General features: G+C 42.1%; 16 protein-coding genes and 2 pseudogenes. 14 read left to right on the plus strand and 4 right to left on the minus strand.

All coding sequences use genetic code 11. The annotated features are described in order from the left end of the window. The first annotated feature begins 110 nt into the window (after positions 1–110). The 14 genes and pseudogenes from R7E78_RS20055 to R7E78_RS20120 all read left to right on the plus strand — a co-directional run bounded on the left by R7E78_RS20055 (position 111) and on the right by R7E78_RS20120 (position 10,451). The gene (locus tag R7E78_RS20055) at positions 111–512 is read left to right on the plus strand and encodes a DUF2007 domain-containing protein (RefSeq protein ID WP_005377076.1); all 402 of its coding nucleotides are present in this window, start codon (positions 111–113) and stop codon (positions 510–512) included. 143 nt (positions 513–655) lie between these two features. Beyond that, the gene (locus R7E78_RS20060) at positions 656–1,264 is read left to right on the plus strand and encodes a pyridoxamine 5'-phosphate oxidase family protein (protein ID WP_318058178.1); all 609 of its coding nucleotides are present in this window, start codon (positions 656–658) and stop codon (positions 1,262–1,264) included. 141 nt (positions 1,265–1,405) lie between these two features. After that, complete coding sequence (locus R7E78_RS20065) at positions 1,406–1,819, plus strand: RDD family protein (protein WP_031778951.1); 414 nt, start codon at positions 1,406–1,408, stop codon at positions 1,817–1,819. A 143-nt stretch (positions 1,820–1,962) separates the two neighbouring features. After that, on the plus strand, positions 1,963–2,526 hold the full coding sequence (locus R7E78_RS20070; protein WP_262640630.1) for a sugar O-acetyltransferase: 564 nt from the start codon (positions 1,963–1,965) through the stop codon (positions 2,524–2,526). A 253-nt stretch (positions 2,527–2,779) separates the two neighbouring features. Next, positions 2,780–3,325, plus strand: a complete 546-nt coding sequence (locus R7E78_RS20075) for a GNAT family N-acetyltransferase (protein WP_064368477.1) — start codon at positions 2,780–2,782, stop codon at positions 3,323–3,325. A 142-nt stretch (positions 3,326–3,467) separates the two neighbouring features. Continuing rightward, on the plus strand, positions 3,468–4,109 hold the full coding sequence (locus R7E78_RS20080; protein ID WP_005377082.1) for an alanine--tRNA ligase-related protein: 642 nt from the start codon (positions 3,468–3,470) through the stop codon (positions 4,107–4,109). A gap of 137 nt (positions 4,110–4,246) precedes the next feature. After that, positions 4,247–4,534 carry a putative quinol monooxygenase gene (locus tag R7E78_RS20085; protein ID WP_005377083.1) on the plus strand — a complete coding sequence of 96 codons (288 nt, stop codon included), beginning with the start codon at positions 4,247–4,249 and terminating at the stop codon, positions 4,532–4,534. A gap of 143 nt (positions 4,535–4,677) precedes the next feature. Further along, a complete protein-coding gene (locus R7E78_RS20090) occupies positions 4,678–4,833 on the plus strand; it encodes a hypothetical protein (RefSeq protein WP_262640629.1) in 156 nt (51 codons plus the stop codon). Positions 4,834–5,055: 222 nt separating this feature from the next. Next, positions 5,056–5,661, plus strand: a complete 606-nt coding sequence (locus R7E78_RS20095; RefSeq protein WP_053306983.1) for a hypothetical protein — start codon at positions 5,056–5,058, stop codon at positions 5,659–5,661. A gap of 97 nt (positions 5,662–5,758) precedes the next feature. After that, complete coding sequence (locus tag R7E78_RS20100; RefSeq protein ID WP_017821465.1) at positions 5,759–6,112, plus strand: DUF1428 domain-containing protein; 354 nt, start codon at positions 5,759–5,761, stop codon at positions 6,110–6,112. A gap of 129 nt (positions 6,113–6,241) precedes the next feature. Further along, a complete protein-coding gene (locus R7E78_RS20105) occupies positions 6,242–6,868 on the plus strand; it encodes a LysE family translocator (protein WP_262640628.1) in 627 nt (208 codons plus the stop codon). A gap of 327 nt (positions 6,869–7,195) precedes the next feature. Beyond that, positions 7,196–7,822: a LysE family translocator gene (locus tag R7E78_RS20110; protein WP_171344952.1), complete on the plus strand. Its 627-nt coding sequence runs from the start codon at positions 7,196–7,198 to the stop codon at positions 7,820–7,822. A gap of 169 nt (positions 7,823–7,991) precedes the next feature. Continuing rightward, a pseudogene (locus R7E78_RS20115) lies at positions 7,992–8,456 on the plus strand (DUF2846 domain-containing protein). 336 nt (positions 8,457–8,792) lie between these two features. Further along, a complete protein-coding gene (locus R7E78_RS20120) occupies positions 8,793–10,451 on the plus strand; it encodes an autotransporter assembly complex protein TamA (RefSeq protein ID WP_216600601.1) in 1,659 nt (552 codons plus the stop codon). A gap of 58 nt (positions 10,452–10,509) precedes the next feature. On the opposite strand, the pseudogene R7E78_RS20125 reads toward R7E78_RS20120, so the two are convergent. From R7E78_RS20125 to R7E78_RS20140, 4 genes and pseudogenes are all read right to left on the minus strand, one after another. Beyond that, a pseudogene (locus tag R7E78_RS20125) lies at positions 10,510–11,961 on the minus strand (phospholipase D family protein). 101 nt (positions 11,962–12,062) lie between these two features. Continuing rightward, entirely contained in the window at positions 12,063–14,102 is a 2,040-nt protein-coding gene (locus tag R7E78_RS20130; protein WP_262640627.1) for a carboxylesterase family protein, read from the minus strand. Positions 14,103–14,312: 210 nt separating this feature from the next. Continuing rightward, positions 14,313–15,968 (minus strand): hypothetical protein, encoded by a 1,656-nt coding sequence (locus R7E78_RS20135; protein WP_005377103.1) that lies wholly within the window; start codon positions 15,966–15,968, stop codon positions 14,313–14,315. A gap of 301 nt (positions 15,969–16,269) precedes the next feature. After that, positions 16,270–17,625: an FUSC family protein gene (locus R7E78_RS20140; RefSeq protein WP_262640626.1), complete on the minus strand. Its 1,356-nt coding sequence runs from the start codon at positions 17,623–17,625 to the stop codon at positions 16,270–16,272. Between the last annotated feature and the right edge of the window lie 7 nt (positions 17,626–17,632).

Genomic DNA, 17,632 nt, shown 5'->3' on the forward strand with positions numbered 1-17,632 from the left:
GGTATCTAAGCCCAGTTAACTTTGAACAACAAAATGTCGCTTAATGGAGTGTCCAGTCTGGCTGGAGCAGATCATACCTTACGGGAGCGCTTTCCCACAAGGAGTAATATGTGATTGTAGTAGCAAGGTTTTCTTTTCCTCATGAAGCTCATATTGCGAGAGCAAGCCTAGATAGTGTCGGAATAGAAAGTTACATCGCTGACGAGCACACGGTAAATACTCAGTGGCTTTATTCAAATGCAATTGGCGGCGTCCGTCTGATGGTGGCCGAAAGTGATGCAGAAGATGCGAAACAAATACTTAGTAGCGATTTCTCAGAATCATTGGGAAATGAAGTTGACGTTGATGAAGAAAAAGACGTTTGCCCTAAATGTGGTAGTAAAGATCTATTTGCATTTACAAAAGGTAAACGCCCAGCTTTCTTAGTTTTTATTTTACTGGGTTTTCCACTGTTTTTTTACAAGCATGGTTATAAGTGTAAGCAGTGTGGGGAGTTTAGTGAAAAACTTTAAATCTTTAGATAACAAGGTATTAAAGAGATAATTTGTACTCGTAGTATTTTTACGATGAGTTATGTCGAGTGCTTATACAAGAAGTCAGAGTTACTGCTTGCTTACAAGCAAAGCATTATACGATAGTGAAGGAATAACATTGAATGAGTGAAATTAAAACAATAGAGCAGTTAAAAGAAATTTACGCAGAGCCAAGTGCGAGAGCTAAAAATAAAGCTCTGCCTGTGCTGGATGTTCATGCGATTACATTAATTAATAACTGCCATTTTGCAGTTCTAAGTACCGCTGATTCACAAGGGTATATCGATCTTTCTCCTAAAGGAGGGGAGCCTGGCTTCGTAAAAGTTTTAGATGAATCAACATTGTTGCTCCCTGATAGCTCGGGGAACAATCGTATCGATAGTCTAAAAAATATCATTAGTAACCCCAAGGTAGGGTTGTTATTGATGGTAAATGGTATTGATGAAGTGCTCCGTATTAAAGGAATCGCAAGTATTCACACCGACGCCAACTTGATATCTGCTTGCCCCGATGGAAGTAAAGATCCTAAGGTTGTTATCAAAATAGTCATAGAGAGTATGTATTTTCATTGTGCGAAAGCGGTGATGAGAGGGAAACTTTGGTCTGATGACTATAAAGTAAATCGCTCAATTCTCCCTTCATTAGCTCAAATCTTTAAAGATCAACAAAAGTTAGAAAGTAAAGCGCTTAATCAAGAAGAGATGTTGAAAGACTACCAATCTAGCCTTTAGAACAAGCGTGGTAATATATTGAAAAGATAGCAAAATCAGGTTCGACCGTGCTTTACGGAAGTATGGATTAGGTTTAGTGGGGATGTTACTGTCTCAATAATGTTAGTTCACCAATAAGCAATTGTTAGTCCAAATTTTAAAATGAAAAATGCAGAAAAATTTACTCTAGAAAATTACGTTTTGGCTAGTCCGGGAGTTAGGTGTGTTGGACAAATGATTGATCTTTTTGTCAGTTTTAGCATTTTTACTCTCGTTTTATGGGTCGGCTTAGAAATCGGTATTGAAAAAGAGCTTGTGCGCGCTACAGCAGTAACTGCGACTGTATCGTATTACCTTTTTTCTGATTGTTTACCAAATGGTCAAAGTGTGGGAAAAAAACTTTTGGGCATTGCAGTTATAAGTGCAAGAACGGGTAAAAAGTGCAATATTTTTCAGTCGCTCTTTCGAAATGTTATTACTCCATTCTTCGGTTTTATTGACTCAATTTTCATTCTTGGTAAAAAGAGGCAACGGCTCGGTGATAAGTTAGTGAGAACGGTGGTGGTAGTTCACTAACTTGTTGAAAAAATTGATAGCGCTGAGGACTTGGGTTCAAGTTGGGCTTTGTTTTCGTGGTGAAATAACCTCGTTTAGGTGGTAGCGTTACTCACATACTTAATGTAGCGTTGTAAGAAAATTGGTATTGGAGTCCAAGTTTTATGTCAGAAAAAGAGAAAATATTAGCAGGTGAGCTTTATGACCCAAGTGATGAAGAGTTATTAAAGTTAAGGTTGAGCGCTAGGTTACTAACTGAAAAATTGAATGCCACGTCTGTTGAGCATAAACAAAAGCGAGTTCAAATAACTAAGCGCTTGTTCGGCACAACAGGTGACGATATTCATGTTGAATCTTCTTTCAATTGCGACTACGGATCCAACATTCACGTTGGAGATAATTTTTACGCTAATTTTGGTTGTGTGATTTTGGATGTTGCGGAAGTTAAGTTTGGTGATAACTGTTTACTTGGGCCTCAAGTTGGCATTTATACTGCGACTCATCCCTTAGATCCTATCGAGAGGAACAGTGGTTTAGAGCTAGCAAAGCCCATAAACATTGGTGACAATTGTTGGATAGGTGGCCATGCCGTAATCAACCCTGGCGTAACACTTGGGAACAACGTGGTGGTAGCCTCTGGCGCAGTCGTTACAAAGAGTTTTAGAGACAATGTCGTTGTTGGTGGCAACCCAGCCAGAGTACTGAAGGAAATCGTCACTAAGCGATAATAAAGTATATGGACTATTTTGAGCCTGAGTTTAGGACTTATGATCAACTCACCCCAAGCTTTGATGCGTTCAACGGTTACTTGTTGACGCACTTGAATGTCTAAAATTTGCTTCAATATAGAGTCGTTACACGTGGCGCTTTTACCGTGCGTTGAGCTTGTTTAAAAGTCTCATACGAAATCATTTGTATTACGTGTCTCATACTTTTATTGGATTTTCGTCACCAATAACAAACCAAAAGGCTGACTCCTAAATGTTAGTAACAAAGATTGAAACGGAACGATTAATTCTAAGAGAGCTAGTTGAAGATGATGCAAGCGAATTGTTTGACATCTTCTCAGACCATGAGGTCATGAAATATTGGAACTCTGGCCCTTGGGTTTCAATTGAAGAAGCGCGGACATTTATAGCCAAGAGTACACAGGCCATGAATAGCAATACAGAAGTGACACTAGGCATCTTCCTAAAGAGCAATGGCCAACTTCTGGGTAAGATAATGCTGTTTAATCACGTGAAAGAGTCTAGGCGCGCAGAAATTGGCTTTGGCGTGAGTCGTCATTTCTGGGGTAAAGGCATGGTATTAGAGGCGGGAACTGCATTAATCGAACACGCATTCAAAACACTGAATCTACGTCGAATCGAGGCTGAGATAGATCCAGACAATGCTTCTTCAGGTAAAGTCTTGGAACGGTTAGGTTTTATAAAGGAAGGTTTCCTTAGGCAGCGTTGGGAAGTGAATGGAGTAGTCTCAGATTCAGCTATTTACGGGTTGTTAGCTAAACCCCTGGACAGCGTTTAGTACCCAGCCTTAAAAGCATCTAATAGATCTAGCCTGCTCGTACTCAATACACAGCCTTACACTTGACGGCGAAGTTTCTTGAATTGACTTGGTGGTCACTGAATGTACTATCAAGGATAGGACTTGCTGCAAGGATAGCAGCATGAGCGAGAAATTATTTTGGGTTAATCCCTACCAAACAGAACTTAACTCAAGAGTGACCAATGTAGACGGAAATAAGGTTGAATTGGACCAGACTATCTTCTTTGCAGAGTCTGGAGGCCAAGAGAGTGATAAAGGAACGATTAATGGTATTCCGGTTTTGATTGCTCAAAAGCTAGGTGTTCGACTTATTTACACATTGGAATCCTCTCCCAATTTTACTCTTGGTGACATTGTAACTACGAATATTGATTGGAAGCGTAGATACGCCTTAATGAAGCTACACTTTGCGGCTGAAGTGGTGCTCGAGATGTTTTATCAGCGTCGGGAAGGCATTGTTAAGATAGGCGCGCATATTTCTGAAAATAAGAGTCGCATAGATTTCGAGTGGTCTGAAAGTATTGGCCCGCTATTGAAAGAAATTGAAACTGATGTGCAAGATTTGATTAACTCTGATTCAGTTATTATTAGTGACTTTTCCGATCAAGAGAGCGAAAGAAGGTATTGGAGAGTGGATGGGTTTGCGCAAGTACCTTGCGGTGGCACTCATTTAAAGCGCACATCAGAAGTCGGCCAAATTCAATTAAAACGCAAGAACATCGGTAAAGGCAAAGAAAGGGTAGAGATAACCTTATGCTCGTAAGTCGATAGGGCATTAGAAATAGATTCCTAACACGTGGCATTTTAATTCATGTGAGATTCACATTTGCGATATGATGGTTGAGATTGAGGGCGTGTTGGCTACTTCTTAACGAAAGGTTACAGGGGCGAGAGGATGATATGTCGAAAGTAACATTGAAAGGCTTTATTTTAGTTCCGGAAAAGGATTTAGAATTAGTAAAACATGCGTTAATAACTCACAAAAGGCTCACGTTAGAAGAGCCGGGCTGCCTTACTTTTCTTGTGACTCAAAGCTCGACTAATCCTTTTCGTTTTGATGTCTATGAGGAGTTCGTCGACAAAGCCTCTTTTAAGCAACATCAGGAAAGAGTTCAAGCCTCACATTGGGGAAAAGTAACTGCCAATGTTAAACGTCAATACGAAATCTTTGAATGTGTGCATGACTAATCGAATCGGAGTGATTTAGAGCGTTTACGCTTTGTTTTTTAGGTTGTTCTACGCTCTACTATGTTGCTTTATTCATCTATTAACCTGGCTTAGTGTTCCTGATACTTTGCCGTATTAAATCTAGAAATTTTAATGGAAGTGTTATGTTTAGAGTTGTGTATGAATGGCGTGTGCCAAGTGAAAAAATGGATGAGTTTCAAAATATATGGCGTTCGACGACAGATTCAATTCATCAGTCAGTAGATGGGGCGCTTGGTAGTTTTATGCTTCGTTCTTACGATGTACCGGAAAAGGTTTGAACTATTGCCAAGTGGCGAACACGTGAAGACTGGGAGCGGTTTTGGGGAACTAGTAACCCAGAAAAAATGAAGAAGATGAGTGAAATTGCAGAGCGTATTTCAGTTGAACCATTCGATGAAATTGAAGATAGAACTAAGTAGGGCAATAGAAACGTTAAAGTGATGCCTAATGAACAGTTTGACGGACAATATGAAAGACAACCTTAATCAAGGAATAGGGTTATGCAGATTTTAATTGTTGGAGGTAGTAAGGGGCTAGGAAGGTTCTTGGCTACGAACTTACAGGGTACAGAAATTTATGCGGTTTCTAGATCAAAGCTAGTTGAGGAGGGAGTCGCTTCTGTTTGTATTGACGTTGATCCCGGTAAAAAGCCAGATTATACGTGCTTCAAAGGTGTAGAGTTTGACATCATAGTTTATTTGGCGTCGATGTGGGGAGAGTCTTCAGAATTGACAACAAGCGAACTGATTGAGTTTATGAATGTTGGTCCGATTGGGTATCTTAATTTAGTCAATGAGCTTAACGCTTTAGGTTCACTTAACGATAAATGCAATATTGTATCTATTGGCTCTACAGCAGAGCTTTCAGAAAGTAGTGAATACCCTGCATTCGCCCTCAGTAAAAGATTACTCAAAGATATTTCTAGCCAGCTGCAAAACGTTTATCGTGATTACCGCTTTACTCACTTTACAATAGGTGGGATCGGGCATGCTGAAGAGGAACGTATTGAGTATTCGAGTGTTTTGGAGATTATAAATATGCTAACCAAGCTTGATCCAAACACATACCTTTCAAATATGCATATAAAGTCCAAGCTAGGAATGTAGCTCTCAAGCTGTATTACGTACCTGCTTCTATGGTTTGACATCATGTGCATTCTTTTTATTGAGCTATGGTTATAACTCCAATGAAAGGAGTTTACTTATGTCATACATTGATGGGTTTGTCGCTGCAGTGCCGACAGCGAATAAAGAAAAGTATATCGCACACGCAAAAATAGCAGCAGAAATGTTCAGGGAGTTTGGGGCCTTAAAGGTTGTTGAGACGTGGGGGAGTGAAGTACCAGATGGTGAGATCACATCATTTCCCATGGCAGTTAACGCTGAAAGCAACGAAACCGTTGTGTTTTCGTGGGTAGTGTGGCCTTCAAAAGAAGTTCGGGACTCAGGGTGGCAGCGGATCATGGGTGATCCTCGAATGAGTCCAGACAATAACCCAATGCCCTTTGATGGAAAGCGTCTCATTTATGGCGGATTTGATGTTATTTTGGAGCAGTAAAATACCAAAGAATCTCAACTCGATTCGTGACACTTGGTGTTTTAATCAGTATTACGCTTCTGATGTACGTTCAATAGAGTATTCCGCGATAAGTGTTGATAAAACTCCATTTGGAGGCTTAGAGTAAAAATGGAAGAGATAAGTTATTCACTGATTGTCGTATCAGCTATCGCTGCCATCGCTAGCCCCGGACCTGCGACTCTTGCGATAGCAGGCACGTCAATGAACCACGGTCGACGCTTTGGTGGGTATTTGGCTGCAGGTGTTTTAACGGGGTCTTTATTTTGGTCAACCTCAGCCGCTTTTGGTCTCGCAACCATACTCTATAGCAATGTTTGGCTTTTTGAAATTCTTAGATATTGTGGGGCATTTTATCTTTTATATTTGGCTTTAAAGTCCGTACATTCTGCCTGCAACATCGAGCAGCTAAAGTTACCCAAAATATACGTAACGACAAAGAAGGGTAACTACTTAACCGGAGTGTTAATTCACTTAACTAACCCAAAGGCTATTCTGTTTTTCGGTGCGCTTTATTCGATAGGGGTTCCTCCTACGGCCAGTCCGTTGGAATTGTTGTCGGTCATTTTTGTTGTGGGGCTGGTTAGTGCTTTGGTTTTCTTTGGCTATGCTTTTCTTTTCGCGCATAAAAAGGTCAGACAAACCTATCTAAGATCCAAAGCAGTTTTTGAAGGCGTGTTCGCGTTATTTTTTGGTGTAGCAAATATTAAGTTGCTGCTTAGTGAGGCAGGAAAATGAAGCACAAAAGGCTTGAAGAAATAAGAATAGATAATCTATCTTATTTGACGGTCTATTAAGTATACTAAGTAGCCGATATGTTAACTTCCATAAGAGCTTCTGGCTGGAAAAAGCTTATAACCAAACGATGCTAAATATTATCATTCAAAGGGCTAACAAAGGCCCATAATTTAATTCGTATCACTGTTCATGATTGTGCTCTTCGTGCAGTGCTGTAGTATTAGTAACGTGTTGTTAATACTAAATATAACCAATTGAAACCTGGACGTTGCATTACTTGTAGTTCGATGAAATGTTATCCCGCAAGACGTTAATTTGGAGAAAAGAATGGATTCAAACTCACTATTATTATTTGTTGTCGCTTGTCTCGCTATCAACATGATTCCTGGACCTGATGTAATTTATATTGTTTCCAATACAATGAAAGGTAAATTATCTGCTGGGCTGAAAGCGGCTCTGGGGCTTGGTGTTGGTTACTTTTTTCATACACTAGCGGCATGTTTAGGTTTGTCAGCAATAATTCTGAGTTCATCTTTGGCTTTTAGCGTTGTTAAATGGTTAGGGGCCGCTTACCTAGTTTATTTAGGTGTTCAGTCATTACTGTCTATGTGGCGTGGAGAAAGTAAAATCGTTGAAAACAAAAATGTTGATAATAATAAAAATGTGTTTGTTCAGGGGGTTATCGTCAGCATCTTGAATCCAAAAGTAGCGCTATTCTTTCTCTCGTTTCTGCCTCAATTTATTGATACGTCTGCAAGCTCAACATCAATGCAATTATTAGTACTTGGCTTGCTGTTCAGCGTACTTGCGACGACATGTAACGTTTTGTACGCCTCTGTGGGTAATTGGGTATTTAGTCGTCCACACTCTCAGCGTTATTCAAGAACTCTTGAAGGTGTTTCAGGTATTCTACTTATCAGTCTAGCGAGTAAAGTGGCATTTAGTGATCGTTAGATACAGGGCATTTTATTCTCGTGATTATTATATGGCTAATGTTTGCTCAATCTATACGCTAAATGAGTGCTATTGCATAGGTTGAGTCACAAATTTCAAAAATACCAATAAGTGAACGTATTTATTTATAGTATGGTTGGCGCGATTTTATCGTAGCTAGGTTAATAACATGAAAAATAAAGTAATTCTGTGTTCCGCATTCCTTTTGGGTTTGTCAGGTTGTGCTTCTGTTCCTACTGTTGATTCGACAGTATCAAATCAAATGAAATCATTTTAAGCACCTCAAAAGGGGAACGCAGGGATTTACATTTACCGAGAAGATGCTTTTGTCGGAGCAGCGCTTAAAAAGTATGTTTACGTCGATGGGGAATGTATTGGTGAAACCGCTCCTGGTGTATTCTTCTACCATGAGGTCGAAGGCAATAAAGAACATCAAGTAAGTACAGAGTCTGAGTTTTCTGAAAATCACTTAACTATCTTAACGGAAGAGGGCCGTAATTATTTCGTTAATCAATACATTAAAATGGGTGTATTTGTTGGTGGTGCGGGCGTAGAACTCGTAGACGAAAGCAAAGGTAAAGCAGAAGTACTAAAAGTCGACATGGCAGAAAAAGGAAACTGTTCTTCGATCTAGTTTTACAAACAGACCGCTTTTTAGATTAAAAAACACATTATCAATGTAACCCAACGCTTGATGAGATCCATTCAGCGTTGGGTTTTGTATTTTTGGCAAACAGTATACCTATTTTAGACCGCATGATTTGCCACCTCCTAGCTTGAGCCAATTTATCGTTCAAAGTATCTACTTGTGAAACGTGAATTTTCGAGAGGATATCGTAGGGAGCAATCCTACAAACGCGATTAACTGATATGCCATTCCATCATTAACCTTGTCGAGTGTATTGCTAAACTAGGTAGCGGTGTGTTTCCTCTCATTAAACAAATAATAGGTATATCAGTTTTAGCTTCTATGCCTTTACATCATGCACTCGGAGCGCAATTTAAAATCAAAGGGCTAACACCAATATTAGAGAAAAATCTTGAAAGTCACCTTACACCACTAACGAAACTCTCTGTTTCAAACATTACCTCAAATCGACTAACGCAGATGGTTAATAATGCGTTAAACCCTTATGGCTACTATCATTCCGAGCTCAATGTTCAGAGATCAGAGAATGCTCTCATCACGCTTGAGGTTGACGCGGGGGAGGTTATGTTGGTCAAAAAATCTAATATTGCTGTGTCGGGAGAGGCCAGTAACGATCAAGATTTCATCGAACTAATTAATCAAGCTCAGCTTAAACAAGGGCAGCCGTTGCTTCATTCTGAGTACGACACGCTAAAACGAAACTTGATTTCATTGGCTCAGCAAAAAGGTTACTTGGATGGGCGTTTTATTGAATCGTCTTTGGAAGTCATTCCCAGTTTGAATCAAGCCCATGTGAATCTGCATTTCTCTAGTGGTTCTCGCTACCAATTTGGAGAGCTGTCTGTTCTTACATCGGGTATCGAAACGGCACGAATAGAAGCGATGAGAACATTTGAGCGGGGCGACGATTTTGATACTTTGAAATTGAGTCAATATCAGGCCGATCTTTCCAGTACTGATTGGTTTCGCAGTGTGATTGTGAAAGCGGATTTCGAGGAGATATCCGATGGTCATAAGGTGCCGATAGAAGTGCTCGCAGAGCCGAAGTCACGCAATATTGTGCAAGTCGGTGGAGGGTATTCGACAGACTTGGGATTACGCGCTTCGCTGAACTGGACCAAGCCTTGGTACAACGCACGTGGACACAGTTTTGAGGCACAAGCGTACGCTTCCAAACCGGAACAATCGCTATTACTTGGTTACAAAATTCCCACCCAAAATGTTCTAACCGATTACTACGGGATTCAGTTTGAATCTAAGCATGTCGACTATCGAGACACATCGAGTTTTTCTAATGATTTATCGTTTGAAAAACACTGGCAGTTAGACAGTGATTGGCAAAGCACCATGCACGTTCGTTATTTGCAAGAAAGTTATCGACAAGCGTCGGAGAATAACGAATCACAGTTGTTATTACCGGGGGTGACATTTTCACTGCTTGATCGCAAGAACGATCAATTAGAAGTAAAGCTCCGTCACGTCTACTCATTGGAATACTCAGAACCCATTTTTTTCTCCGATTCTCGTTTGCTGCGTATTGAGGGCAATAGTGTTCTGTCATGGGATATTAGTGAAAAACACAAGTTTCACTTTCGTTCTAATGTCGGTATTAATGTCGCTGACACTTTGAGCGATATTCCATCCTCGTTACGCTTCTTTGCGGGAGGTGATGGCAATCTTCGTGGTTATGGTTATGAGTCTATCTCTCCGAGAGATGAAAATGGCGATTTAACGGGTGCTCGTTACATGTTTACTGCTGGGCTGGAATATCAATATCAGGTCTACCGCCAATTGTGGCTTGGGGCATTTTATGATGTTGGTGATGCCTTCAACGATAGGGTGGATTGGAAAAGCGGTACAGGGCTGAGTTTGATATGGAATTCAAAATACGTGCCTGTCAAAGTGGACTTTGCTTATGGTTTAGATGCTCCGCAAGGAGACCAATTCCGCGTTCACTTTTCGCTAGGCACGCAGTTTTAGCGGGCATTAAAAAGGCTCTCATTCTTGCAGATAGAGAGCCTTTTTAAGCCTTGATTGTTTAGAGTTCGAACTCACCATTCAGTTTCTTGAATATCCAGTTAGGTGCCTTATGCCATCCACCATAGTTTGGATTCTTAGTATGGATCTCATTCATTGATTGCCACTGAGTTTGGCCTTGTTCATCTCGAGATACTCGCCAAAACAGTTCATCTTGTTGCCGAGTTAAGTAGTGCATGACATGTTCTGCAAAGGCTCTGCTTTGGACCAACACACCAAATTCCATATTGAGGAAATCCGATCTTGGGTCGAAGTTTGATGAGCCGATATAAGTCAGCCGATCATCGAGTATCACCGTCTTGTTGTGATAATAAGTATCTGCATGGAAGTAATGGTCATCATTTTTCGCTTGGTTTTTGTACTATAGTATATGAACGCCCTTATCCAACAAGGTTTGGCGATGCTCCTCGTAATAAGCCGGAATAAAGCCAGAATCATTAGAGGCAGACGAGTTCGTCATTAACGTGATGTCCGCTTTTTGCTCCATCAAGGTATCAATAAAGGCAAATTCACCATCACTCGGTACCACGTAAGGCGTTGATATCACTGCTTTGGATGCAGTGGTTATTTGTTGCCAAACTTGGTGTTCTGCACGTTTTCTAAAGTAGGGTTTGTTGTTTGCTAACTTGTTTAATGAGTCGAAAACGGGGGTGACTTGCGCAGCGATGAAGTCGGGACTGGTCAGTTGCTTAACTTGTTTTTCAACTTCCGCCAGAATGATGCTTTTGTCTTTCTCACCTTTATTAAGCGCTTTAGTAAACGCGGAATAGTTTGGGGTAACGTTAACGATGTTTTCTATCGGCGTAACATGCTCGCTGTCCCAAAGCTGTTGGTAGTTCTGGTCGAACGCTCGAATAATGCTGCCTTTGAACAAGACATCCATATCGAAGAAGTTGGCTTTGCGGCTGTAACCAAAATAGTCGTCGCCAATGTTGCGTCCACCTAGAATCATCCATTGATGGTCGACGTTGAAGTACTTCTCGTGTAGACGATTGTCCAAACGTTGCTGATGAGTAGAGAAGTTGACGGCGCGACCAATCCAACCTGACTTACGTGAATCAAACGGATTGAATAAACGGATTTTAATGTTGTCGTGAGCGCTGAGATCAGCAAGCCATTTTTCGTTAAACACCAATAAATCATCGAGAGTGAGTCGAACTTGCACGCCTCGATCTGCTGCTTGTTTGAGTTCATTGAGTAGCATCAAACCAAGCGTGTCACTTTCCCAAGAAAAATAAGTCATATCGATGCTTTGCTGAGCGTTTCTTACCAGTTCAACGCGACGAGCAAAGGCTTCTGGAGCGGTAGGAATTAAGTAAACTTCGGCTTGATGCTGAGTAGTTTGCCAATTGGCTTCAAAATCCGGTTCAACTTGAGGGTAGGGCTGGGCACAGCCAACCAATAGCACGCTGAAGATAAAGAGTAGCAGGGCACGAAGGGCGTTAGGAAACATGAGTAAACCTTCCTAATTATGTTCAAGGAATAAGGATGAAAAAAGCCAGTGAACTGGCTTTTAGGTATTTGGTAACGAGCTATTAGTGACTGAAGATAACGTTACATGTGACTCAGAATCAGCCCAAGTTCCTCGAGACCGTTGAGGCGACCTTGGCGCAGTTTTGGATCGATGCCTGAGTGATGAGCATTGTCCCAGTCTTGTGTGGATTGAATACCGCCATCGTTATCGATCAGCAATACTCGGTCAGTCGCGCTGTTGTATTGGAAGTCCTCAAATAAACGTTCGCTAAACCACATACGAGAGAGCTCGTTCATCATTGCTTTGTCTTTGCTACCTGGACGAACACTTGAACCATCAAGCTTTAATGCTTTATTAAACACAAATGGTAATTCCGATGCATTGCAAGCGCCGACAATACAACTGATGCTTTTGAGTAAATCGCCAACGTCGAGATCGCCATTTTCACCTTTGGTATTGTAAGTCCATACGTTGAATCCAGGTTTGTAGTCAAAGTAGTAGAAGCTTGGCGTTGCCCCTGTTGCTTCTTCAGTTGAAACTTTATGACGGTTTGGACCCGTGAAGAGCAAATCATGCAACGTGGTTTTGAATTGCTGCATGTTTTTGGTCGCACCATTTAGTTCGCTTTCATCGTTGGGGAAGAAGTCAGCCAGAGCAAGTAACTCCGTTGTTGAATCGGAGTTCCCCAAACCGAAGAACAACTTAGTCATCGCCTCATAAGCGGTGCTAGGCAGCAGTTCCAATAAGTCAGAAAGATCGAGTTCAATCGAAGCTGAATCGTTGAGTAATGAACGATATTCGGTGCGTAAACGGTTTAAGTTCGTTTCCGATTCTAGCCACTCCACCATGTATTCGACGATTAAGTTTTCGTCACCACTTTCAATGATTTCTGGCGCTTCTTGGCTCAAGATTTCAATAATAGTTGGGATCAAAAATGTCAGGCTCGGCAGCATGCCTAGAGTATTGCTTTCTGCACTGTTTGAGCCAATTACCGTCGGTACGATCCATTCACTCTCAATCGCTTGTTCAGTAAAGTGATAGCCTGGTACTTCTTTCACTAGAAACGCTGGTGGGCGATGCTCGATGTAAGGCGCAAATGGCATCAACGTAGCTAATGGGCTGTTGTCTCGTGTTGGACTTATAACCGGAATATTCGCAGCGGTCAGTACCCAGTTCTTAAGACGTTGAATAGGATCAAGCATCTCGCTCTGTACCTTCATGACCTCTTCAAGTGGTAGTAGCGTTAGATCTTCAACACTTTGCTCTGGCCTTTGGCTCTTGGCAACATCGTAACTTTTATATTCAAAGCCGTACGCGTTGCTTTGCATGATGGCACGCTGAAAGTGCTCACCTGCGATTGCAGCATCGCCTTTTGATTGCTGTAAAATTCCCACCGACATGGCACCCGCACCTTGCCCCATGAGTGTCACGTTTTGCGGATTGCCGCCGAATGCATCTATGTTTTGTTGAACCCATTCAAGCGCGTGTTTTTGATCGCCTAGGCCAAAGTTACCGCCCTCAGGGTTGTCCAAACCATCGACCCAAACACTGCCCAGCAAGCCCAAACGATAGTTAAAAGTAACAGCAATAAACGGGTTACCATCGTCAGCACCTTGTGCAACCACCATATCACCATGAATCAGCGGTTCTGAGCCCGCGCCGTATTCAAAGTCTCCACCGTGAATAAAGACATAAACTGGCAAATCTGCGTACGCTTCTGTCCCGGCTGGTCGCCAAATGTTTAGATTCAAACAATCTTCTGACTGCGTTTGTGTGGTGGTTTTTAACTGCGGACACGCATCACCGAACTGAGTCGCATCAATATCGCCTTCAAGTGGGGCCACAATGCTGTGTTGAAAGCGGTCTGCTTGCGCAAATTGGATACCTTTGAACGCCTCTACCGCTGCCAGTTTTTCATCCGCATCAAGGGGTGTGATGACAAGGGACTCTTTAGTGGCTTGAATGGTCGCATCACCAATTTCCAAAGAGATTTGCTCTGGCGGTAACGGTTGTAATGGCTCCGGATCGTAAGGAACGCTAGGTTTACTTGAATCATCACCACAAGCCGCTAAGGCAAGAGTGATGGTAATGGCTAAAGTTGAGCGATTGAGTAAAGTCATTGTTATGTCCAAAAAGTCATTTGGTGCGTACACCGAAAATGTTAAACGGCATCTAACAAGCGACGTCCTGACGCTTTGGCATTAATCCGTGAATGGTTGGATGGCTTGTTGAATTGATGGCTCAAATGGTAGGACATCGGCGACAGTTTCAGTAATCGCCTTTGTAGGATGCAGTCCTACCATCGTATAGGGGCGGGCTCTTCCTGAGAGCTAGAAACGGTAACCAAGATTTAAGGTCACTGACTCTCGAGTTTCCCCTTTGTTATAGAGAAAGGTCAGGTTGTAGTTTTTGCCGATTTGCTTATTGAAACCAGTCAAAAACGCCCATTGATTAAGATCTACACCAATGTCGTAATCGAATTCGATATCACCGCTTTTTACATGCCCGTCCATTCGAGCGTCCAGTCCTTGATATTCTGCTCCGACAAAGAACTGCGTGCGATAATCGACAAGTTGATAACCCAACATCGGCTGTACAGTAACAATACCATCGCCCCAATCATCTAAGCCCTTTAAGCGAGTTTGCGAATAGGTACCAGTGACAGAAGCAAAGAATTCTTTATAGCCAACCGAAAGGGTTGTACCTATACCACGAAGGTCATATTCCAAATGCAGCGGCACGTCTAGGCGTCCGCGACTACAAAGTGCAGATAAACCATCGCAAAACTTATCACCTAATCCTGGCAGTTTATCGTTCAGCTTATCTTTTATGTACTGGCCACCTTCACCCGTGTAGGCGGCATCAACATTGGCATCGACATTAACTTTTCCGATGTAACCAAATACATTCCAAAATGGCAGGATGTTTACATCGCCACGAAGCGTCATGCTCTCAGCACTCACGATGCCGACACTGTCTTCGGGATCAAACAGTTCATTAAGGCCGATGCCTTCAATCGTGAAATCATTAAATGGAATATTCATATCTTGATTTCGATACGCTAGCGATACACCAAACGGCAGAGGCAAATCGATACCTTGACGACGAACCATATCACCCATTAAAGGAAAAACGCGGTCTAGCTTAACACTGGCTTCTTGCATGCGTGGATCAGAGACCTCATTCAAGCGTTTTTCGTCTAGTACTTGCACGCCAAGCTTATCTTCATAAATCGCTACCGGTTTTACGCTGCTCATCATTTCGAGGGGGTTATTTTTCTTTGAACCAACTATCTTGGTGTTTTTACTGGCAATCGCAATTTTGCCTGATGTTAACTTCTGGAAGAGGATCTCTTGATCGTAAGAATCCACTTGGTAGTTGTGATGTGTGAACGGTTTATCGTTGGTAATGACCATACGTTTCGGTTCACCATTAACCAACTCAATATCAACGCTTAAAAAGCGGAAGTAGGCGATATCTTGAGGAAGACCGTATTTTGAGTAATTAAAACTGATGATCACATTACCGTTCTGATCCTCTTTGGCTCTTACTGATGACGGATCAAAACTCTCTGCGTAGTTTCGAAGGCGGTATTCTGTTCGTGTGAAAGCTTCGATCTCATCAAGTACTTTTTCATTTTCATCGAGTTGTTCAGGGTTGTACTTGATACGCAGATCAATGTTGCCTTTGTTATCGGTGTTCTTAACCAAGTAGACGGACGAATCGCGAACGCTATCACCGATTTTAACACTTCGGTGGGCATGCTCTACCAAATGCTCGCCTTGAACTAGAGAGCTGATGGCCAGTTTTGGTAAATCATGACTGATACCGTATTTGTCGAACAGCGCTCGGCCTTGCTCGATTACTTCGTTGTAGGTCGTCGTCTCTTCAGCGGCGAAGCCAAAAGTGGGGGTAGTAAGCATTAGTGCGCTCGCGAGCACAGTAAGAGAAGACGTCTTGCCGGCGCGTAATTCAAAAAAACTCATGACAGTTTCCACTCTGAATAGTCTCAAACCTTCGAGACTCAGACAGTTAATGTGTCACTGAACTTCTTGTTCAGTTAGATAGATATGTTTGCTGTGATTGACGTTGTGAATGCATGGTTTTCGATTGCATTTCGTGAATCAATGAGAGGATTTTATGAGGTGAAGAGAGATTCCGTTAATCGCTTTTGATGGATACTATCCTCGCTTTATGGGTGAGGCAGGAATAGGGTAGTGAACAAAGCAAAAAGCCCCGCAGAGCAAAAGCAATGCGGGGCTTTAGTTTCAAGAACGGAGGTGACGCTTAGACCGTAACGCGAACACGAAACAGATCAGTAAACAACTTGGCAATCATCAAAATGATCATAATGTTTACCAGCATCAGCAAGGGCGTTTCAATTCGATATGCTGGGGTTAAATTGAGCGCTCCTGATGTCAAGACAACCAATAAGTTAATACCTAGAATTCTGTGTACCATCAGCTTTGGTGTGGAAAATATCTTCCAAATTACGATGATGTTGATGAAGTAGAATAGCCCAAGCTGCCAAAGCTCGGTCATCATTGGCATTAGGAAAATGTATTGCAATAGAATCACCGTGCCAGTGCCTATCACACCAAAAAATGCATCTTTAATAATGCTTGGTGGCATAGTAGGAACGATTGAAGAGAACACGCCAGCTAGCATCGGAAAAATGAAACCTCCGGGTACGGGCAGATAAATCCAGATCAACAAAGAAGTGACGAACATGGATACACCTTGCAATACCTTTCTGCCGTCTTCATTCAAATGCTGGATAAACGTTCGATGCTCGTGATGCCAAACTGTGTTTTTCTCTCTTTGCATGACACAAGCAACGTGACCAATGAGCGAAGTACTTGGATTTCTAATATCAAAGCTTTGAAGTTGCTGCGTTAGCGTTGGCCAATCGATCTCACGACTTTGCGATTTATCTGCTTGTTCTAGCAATCGGTCTTGGATTTGTGCCATCTCATTTAAACGCGCACGCCATAGCTGACGATGTTCTTTCAAGTGGTAGCTGCCAGTAAGTGGTAAGCCGACCAGTTGGAACAACTTTTCTATATTGGCGCTGTTGGTCTCAAGAGCTTCAATATCTATATCATTGGGCGATTTCATAGCGTTAAGCATCGCCTCTCTGCTGGTCTCAAAACGTTGAATGAAGTTTTGTTCTGTACTGACTGGCCAGACTAATCGGTACACAACAGAAAACGTGATCACACCAAGAATCGTCTCTTGCATGCGAAGAACAGCGAAGTGGAACGTTGCTTGACTATCAAATCCTCCCATACATGCGATGATGGAGCACACAGCAAAACCGATAGAGAACACATAACCATACTTTTCGTCGCTCGACATAAAAATGCACGCACCTAAAAACAAGGTGAAGAAGGTGAGAAACAAAAAGCGATCTTGAGAAAACGTCGTGATGAGGAAAAAGGCATAACCGATGCCAAGGAGGGTTCCTAATAAGCGATTATGACCTTTGTTTATCGAGTGAGCGAAGCTTTCATTTAATGCCATTACCGCGACTGCGATCGCTGCCCAATACGGTTTCTCCCATTGAAACCATAAGGCAAGACAGATCGCGATAACGATAGAGAGCGCAGCTTTGATCGCTTCTTTGGTAGAGGCGCTGAACATAACAATC

The organism is Vibrio sp. YT-19(2023) (genome assembly GCF_033337395.1).